Source organism: Pseudactinotalea sp., assembly GCF_048594945.1.
Taxonomy (GTDB): Bacteria; Actinomycetota; Actinomycetes; order Actinomycetales; family Beutenbergiaceae; genus Pseudactinotalea.
On record NZ_JBMDXJ010000497.1, the window covers coordinates 1 to 5833 of the forward strand.

The following is a 5833-nucleotide window of genomic DNA, read 5'->3' on the forward strand; positions in this document are numbered from 1 at the left end:
GGCTCCGATGGAGAGCTGGGCACCGGAGCCCCGCAGCCCACGATCACGGCGCTGGATGATCTGGTCACCGAGGCCGCCGCCGCAGGTGAGCGGGTGACGCTCACGCTCGAGGGGCGCGAAGCCCTGACAAGCGCACGCAGACAACTCCAGCGAAGCGTGTTCCGGACCGTCCAGGAGGGCATGACCAATGCCCGCAAGCACGCTCCCGGCGCCCTGGTAGAGGTCGAGGTCCGCGCAACCGAGGAGACCGTGGCGGTCCGGGTGGCCAATCCGGTCCCGGTCGGGGTGACGCCGACCGAGGTGCCGGGTTCGCGCGCCGGACTGACCGGCCTCGCCGAGCGGATCCGCCTCGACGGCGGCCAGATGAGCGCCGTGGTGACCGATGGCTCGTTCGTGCTCGAGGCGGCGTTGCCATGGCGAGCATGAGCGCGACGCCCCCCGTGCGCGTGGTGCTCGTCGACGACGACCCGCTCGTGCGCGCCGGACTGCGTCTCCTGCTCGACGGCGACCCCACGATCGAGGTCGTCGGCGAAGCCAGTGACGGCGACGAGGTGAGCGACGCCGTCGCCGCCGCCGATCCCGACGTGGTGCTGATGGACGTACGGATGCCGCGGTGTGACGGAGTCGAGGCGACCGCCCGGGTGCGCGCCGAGCATGGCGAGCGACCCGCCGTCGTCATGCTCACGACGTTCGACGCCGACGCGACGGTGCTCGCTGCGCTGCGGGCGGGCGCGGTCGGTTACTTGCTCAAGCACGCCGAGCCGGGCGAACTGATCGACGCGGCGCGGCGCGCCGCAGCCGGTGAGTCGGTGTTCACGGCCTCGGCGCTGGCCGCCCTGGTCGACCATGCCAGGGCGACGGCGGAGCCTGGGACGACTCGTACCGCACCCGATCCGCTGGCCGGGTTGAGCAGGCGCGAGCGCCAGATCGCCGATGCGGTGGCCCGCGGTCTGTCCAACGCCGCGATCGCCGCCGAGCTCTACCTCTCGGCCGGCACGGTCAAAGCCGAGATCTCGACCATCCTGGCCGCACTTGGCCTCGAGAATCGGATCCAGCTGGCCGTGCTGGCACATCAGCACCGCGAGCCCGACCCACCCCGGCACTGAGGGCGGCCGGACCGGCTCAGGTCGCCGTCGAGGCCGCCGCGTCGCGTTCGACCTGCTTGGCCACCTTCGCAGCTTCCTTGGCGGCCTCTTTCGCGGCCGTCCGCGCCCGATCGCGTGCCTCGCGCGCGCGCGCCTCGTCGCGTTCGAGGGCACGCACACGCTGCTGCGTTGCCTTGCGCAGCGCGATCGCATCCTCGAGCGCAGTCTCGGCGGCGACCAGCGCCTGCTCCGGAGTGCGTTCGAGATGCTCCGCAGGCTCGACCGATTCGCCGTCGAACGCCGCGAAGGTGCGTTCGATACCCGGGATCAGCATCGACATGGCGATCTCGACGTCGTCACCCTCGCCGTCGTCGCCGAAGAAGGTTCCCGAACGCAGCACCGGCTCGAGATCGGGGAGCCGTCCGTCCGTAGCGACCTCCAGCACGAGGCGTCGGGTGGCTTCGTCGATGGGACTGTCGGAGTCCAGCTCTCGTTCGACGGCGGCGAATCCACGCATGTGCACCGAGATCGTCATCAGCGCCCCGAGCTTGGCCTCTGCCGGGCCGGGCAGTGTGCGAAGTGCGCGCATGCCCGCATTGACGGCGCGCATCTGGCCCGGCATCAGCAGCGCCTCCATCGACAGCGAGATGTCCAGCGCCCACGGGTGCTTGACATAGATCTGCCGGACTCGGGCAGCCCACTGCTGCAGCCCGACGCGCCAGTCGTCGACGTCGACCGGCCAGTCATCATCTGCGGCCGAAGCATCGAGCATCAGCTGGTGCAGGTCGTCCTTGGACGAGATGTACCGGTACAGCGCCATCGTGGTGAAGCCGAAGGTCTGCGCGACCCGTTGCATCGTGACGGCCTGCAAACCCTCAGCGTCCGCGATCGCGATCGCTGCCTCGACGATGCGTTCGTGGCTCAGCTCCCGCTTGGGTCCGCGCTGCGGCGCCGCCGCGACCCCCCAGGCGAGCGCGACCAGTCGTGAGAGGTCGTTCTCTGCCATGCCTCATCCTCCTTGCCCCGTCACGGCCCACCGTACGGGACCACAGACGCCCTGCAGGCAAACCGCGTTGCCGATCTACAGTTTTCCATGCATACTGTTTATCGCACACACCATACGCTTCTTCCACAGATCGGACAGCCATGGCTGACCCCATCGAGATCACCGGTCTCGTCAAGACCTACCGCGAGCCGGTGCTCGACCACCTCGACCTCGCCGTCGCCGGCGGCGTCTTCGCCCTCCTGGGCCCCAACGGTGCCGGCAAGACCACGCTGGTATCGATCCTCACCACGCTCGTACAACCGGATGCCGGGAGCGTGCGCATCCACGGCGTCGATGTGCTCCGAGACCCGGCAGCGGCCCGCGCGTTGGTGAGCGCCACCGGGCAGGAGACCACGCTCGACGACCTCCTCACTGGGCGCGAGAACCTCGTCATGCTGGGGCGGCTGCTCGGGCTCGGTAGCCGTGCTCGCGAACGGGCCGCCGAGCTCCTCGAGCAGGTCGACCTCGTCTCCGCCGCCGACCGGCAGGTCAGCACGTACTCCGGCGGCATGCGCCGCAGGCTCGACCTCGCCGCGTCCTTCATTGCCCCAGCACCCGTGTTGTTCCTCGACGAGCCGACAACGGGCCTGGATCCGACGAGCCGTCGGCGCGTCTGGAACGACGTCCGTACGCTCGCCGGCAGTGGGACCACGGTGTTCCTCACCACCCAGACGCTGGACGAGGCCGAAGCGCTCGCTGACCGGATCGCGGTGCTGCGCAACGGGCGCATCGTCGCCGACGGCACCGCAGCCGAGCTGACAGCGCTCGTCGGCGGACAGCGCCTCGACCTCGTCGATCCGGAGGGTCGCACCGTCCGCAGCATCGAGACCGACGGCAGCGCGGCCTCGATCGAGCATGTCCTCGCCACGCTCGACCCCGTCGAGCGCGACCTGCAGGTCGTGCTGCACTCCCCCACGCTCGATGACGCCTTCATCGCCCTGACCCATGACCCCGAGGAGATCGCCGCATGACCACCCTGACCTCACCTCACACCGCCGAACGAGGCGTGGGCGCGTTGCGCGCGAGCGGCATCTTCATCGGCCGCAGCCTCCGGCACAGCCTGCGCGACGGCGAAGGACTGATGATGGCGGTCGCACTGCCCGTGCTGCTGCTGCTCGTGTTCACCTACGTGTTCGGTGGAGCCATCCTCGAGCAGGGCTACGTCGACTTCGTGGTGCCCGGCGTCATCCTCACGTGCGCGGGTTTCGGAGCCTCGTCGGTGGCCGTGGCTGTCAGCCGAGATGTGACGCAGGGGGCGATGCGCCGCTTCCGCACCATGCCGATCCCGGCCGCCACGGTGCTCGCCGGCCACGTTGTCGCCAGCCTCCTGCGCAACCTGCTCGCCACCACGATCGTGATCGGAGTTGCACTCGCGATCGGGTTCCGGCCGAGCGCCGGCGCGCTCGAGTGGCTGGCCGTGCTGGGCCTCGTGGCCTTGTGGATCCTTGCGATCACCGCCCTGTTCGCATTCATCGGGCTCGTCTCCTCGAGCCCCGAGACGGCCAACGGATACGGGTTCGCCCTGCTGTTCCTGCCGTACATCTCCAGCGCGTTCGTCCCGATCGAGACGATGCCGCAGGTGCTGCAGCCGATCGCCCGGCACCAGCCACTCAACCCGCTCGTGGAGTCCCTGCGTGGTCTGCTCATCGACATGGGCGAACCGCCGCTGGCCGCCAGTTTCGCCTGGTGCCTCGGCATCCTCGCCGTCGCGACGATCCTCATCGTGCGCGGATTCCGGCGCAGCCGGGACCGGTAACCGCGTCAGGGACGTCGGCCTGCTCGCCCGAGCATGGAGCTGAACCCGAGCCCCGCGAGGTGCGCCTCGCGGGGCTCGAACCGGTTGCTGTAGACCCAGGGTCCGCTACACGAGACAGTGCGGTCCCAGCAGCGCCTTGAGGTCGCCGTAGAGAGCCGGTGTCCGTTGCACCCGGAGCGCGTCCTCCAGGCGCAGCACGGTGGCGCGCCCGGGCGAGGTCAGCTTGAGATGCACCTCGGTGACGCCCGGGTGGGTGCTGAGGATGTCGCGGAGCTGTTCGACCACCGGCGGAGTGCACCGGTTGGAGGGCAGGCTCACAAGCACCGGGGCGTCATCGGTGAGCGAGGTGTCGGGCACCGACATCTCCATGGCCAGCAGCGCCATCGTGTCGTCGCGGCGCCGCACGCGCCCCTTGACCACCACGACGGCGTCCTCGGCCAGCTGCGTCGAGTAGCCCAGGTAGGTCTCACCGAAGAACATCACCTCGACGCTGCCGGCCATGTCCTCGATCGTGACCGCCGCCCAGGCGTTGCCCGCCTTGGAGACCTTGCGCTGCAGGCCGGTGATGAGTCCGGCGATCGTGACCGTGGAGCCGTCGGGCCGGTCGGCATCTTCGTTCAGCGTGGCGATCGAGAGGTCGGCGGCCTGTTCCAGCACGTGCTCGATCCCGGCGAGCGGGTGGTCGGAGACATAGAGGCCGAGCATCTCGCGCTCGAAGGCGAGCTTCTGCTTCTTGTCGAACTCGGGGATGTCCGGTACCGCGACCGAGAAGGACATGCCGGCATCCTCGGCCTCCGCGCCAAGCGAGGCGAACAGGTCGAACTGGCCCTCGGCCTCCTTGCGCTTGGCGCCGATCACGGCGTCGACGGCCTGCTCGTGGACCGCGAGTAGCGAGCGCCTCGTGTGACCCAGCGTGTCGAAGGCGCCCGACTTGATCAGCGACTCGATCGTGCGCTTGTTGCACACCACTGCCGGCACCTTGTCCAGGAAGTCGGTGAAGGAGGTGAACGCCCCCTTCTCCTCGCGTGCCTTGACGATGGCGTCGACCACGTTGGCGCCGACGTTGCGCACGGCGGTCAGGCCAAAACGGATGTCCGCGCCGACCGGTGTGAACAGCGCCTCCGAGGCGTTGACATCCGGTGGCAGCACCGTGATCCGCATCCGGCGGCACTCGTTGAGGTACAGCGCCGACTTGTCCTTGTCGTCGCGTGTGGACGTCAGCAGCGCCGCCATGTACTCGGTGGCGTAGTTGGCCTTCAGATACGCCGTCCAGTACGAGACCAGCCCGTAAGCCGCCGAGTGCGCCTTGTTGAAGGCGTAGTCGGAGAACGGCACGAGGACGTCCCAGAGTGCCTTGATCGCGTCTTTCGGATAGCCGTTCTCGCGCATGCCGTCGCTGAAGGGGACGTACTCGGCGTCGAGCACTTCCTTCTTCTTCTTGCCCATGGCGCGGCGGAGCAGATCGGCTTGGCCGAGCGTGTAGCCCGCGAGCTTCTGCGCGATCTCCATCACCTGCTCCTGATAGACGATCAGGCCGTAGGTGGTGGAGAGGATCTCCTCGAGGGTCCCGGTCAGCGCCGGGTGCAGCGGCGTGATCGGCTGCAGGCCGTTCTTGCGCAGCGCATAGTTCGTGTGCGAGTTCGCACCCATCGGCCCGGGCCGGTACAACGCACCGACGGCCGAGATGTCCTCGAAGTTGTCCGGACGCATCTGGCGCAGCAGCGCGCGCATGCCGCCGCCGTCGAGCTGGAACACGCCCAGGGTGTCACCGCGGCCGAGCAGCGCGTAGGTGGCAGCGTCGTCGAGCGGTAGCGCCTCGAGCTCGACAGGCTCCTTGCCGTTGATCTCGATGTTGTTGACGGCGTCGTCGAGGACCGTGAGGTTGCGCAGCCCCAGGAAGTCCATCTTGACCAGGCCGAGGTCCTCACCGGCCGGGAAGTCGATCTG

Annotated in this window: 6 protein-coding genes; 4 read left to right on the plus strand and 2 right to left on the minus strand. The window is 68.9% G+C overall.

Annotated features, from left to right (window positions below):
- Both ACOJSN_RS22520 and ACOJSN_RS22525 read left to right on the plus strand, forming a co-directional pair.
- Positions 1-426: sensor histidine kinase (locus ACOJSN_RS22520; RefSeq protein ID WP_420114723.1), on the plus strand; the 426-nt coding region annotated here is incomplete at its 5' end.
- On the plus strand, positions 423-1106 hold the full coding sequence (locus ACOJSN_RS22525; protein ID WP_420114724.1) for a response regulator: 684 nt from the start codon (positions 423-425) through the stop codon (positions 1104-1106). The genes ACOJSN_RS22520 and ACOJSN_RS22525, both read left to right, overlap by 4 nt.
- A gap of 16 nt (positions 1107-1122) precedes the next feature.
- On the opposite strand, the gene ACOJSN_RS22530 is transcribed toward ACOJSN_RS22525, so the two are convergent.
- On the minus strand, positions 1123-2091 hold the full coding sequence (locus ACOJSN_RS22530) for a TetR family transcriptional regulator (protein WP_420114725.1): 969 nt from the start codon (positions 2089-2091) through the stop codon (positions 1123-1125).
- Between the two features lie 140 nt (positions 2092-2231).
- On the opposite strand from ACOJSN_RS22530, the gene ACOJSN_RS22535 reads away from it, so the two are divergent.
- Both ACOJSN_RS22535 and ACOJSN_RS22540 read left to right on the plus strand, forming a co-directional pair.
- Positions 2232-3101: an ABC transporter ATP-binding protein gene (locus ACOJSN_RS22535; protein ID WP_420114726.1), complete on the plus strand. Its 870-nt coding sequence runs from the start codon at positions 2232-2234 to the stop codon at positions 3099-3101.
- Entirely contained in the window at positions 3098-3886 is a 789-nt protein-coding gene (locus ACOJSN_RS22540; RefSeq protein WP_420114727.1) for an ABC transporter permease, read from the plus strand. The genes ACOJSN_RS22535 and ACOJSN_RS22540 overlap by 4 nt, the downstream gene beginning before the upstream one ends.
- A gap of 105 nt (positions 3887-3991) precedes the next feature.
- Here the strand turns inward: ACOJSN_RS22540 and dnaE are convergent.
- The coding region (gene dnaE / locus ACOJSN_RS22545) for a DNA polymerase III subunit alpha (RefSeq protein ID WP_420114728.1) at positions 3992-5833 on the minus strand (1842 nt) is incomplete at its 5' end.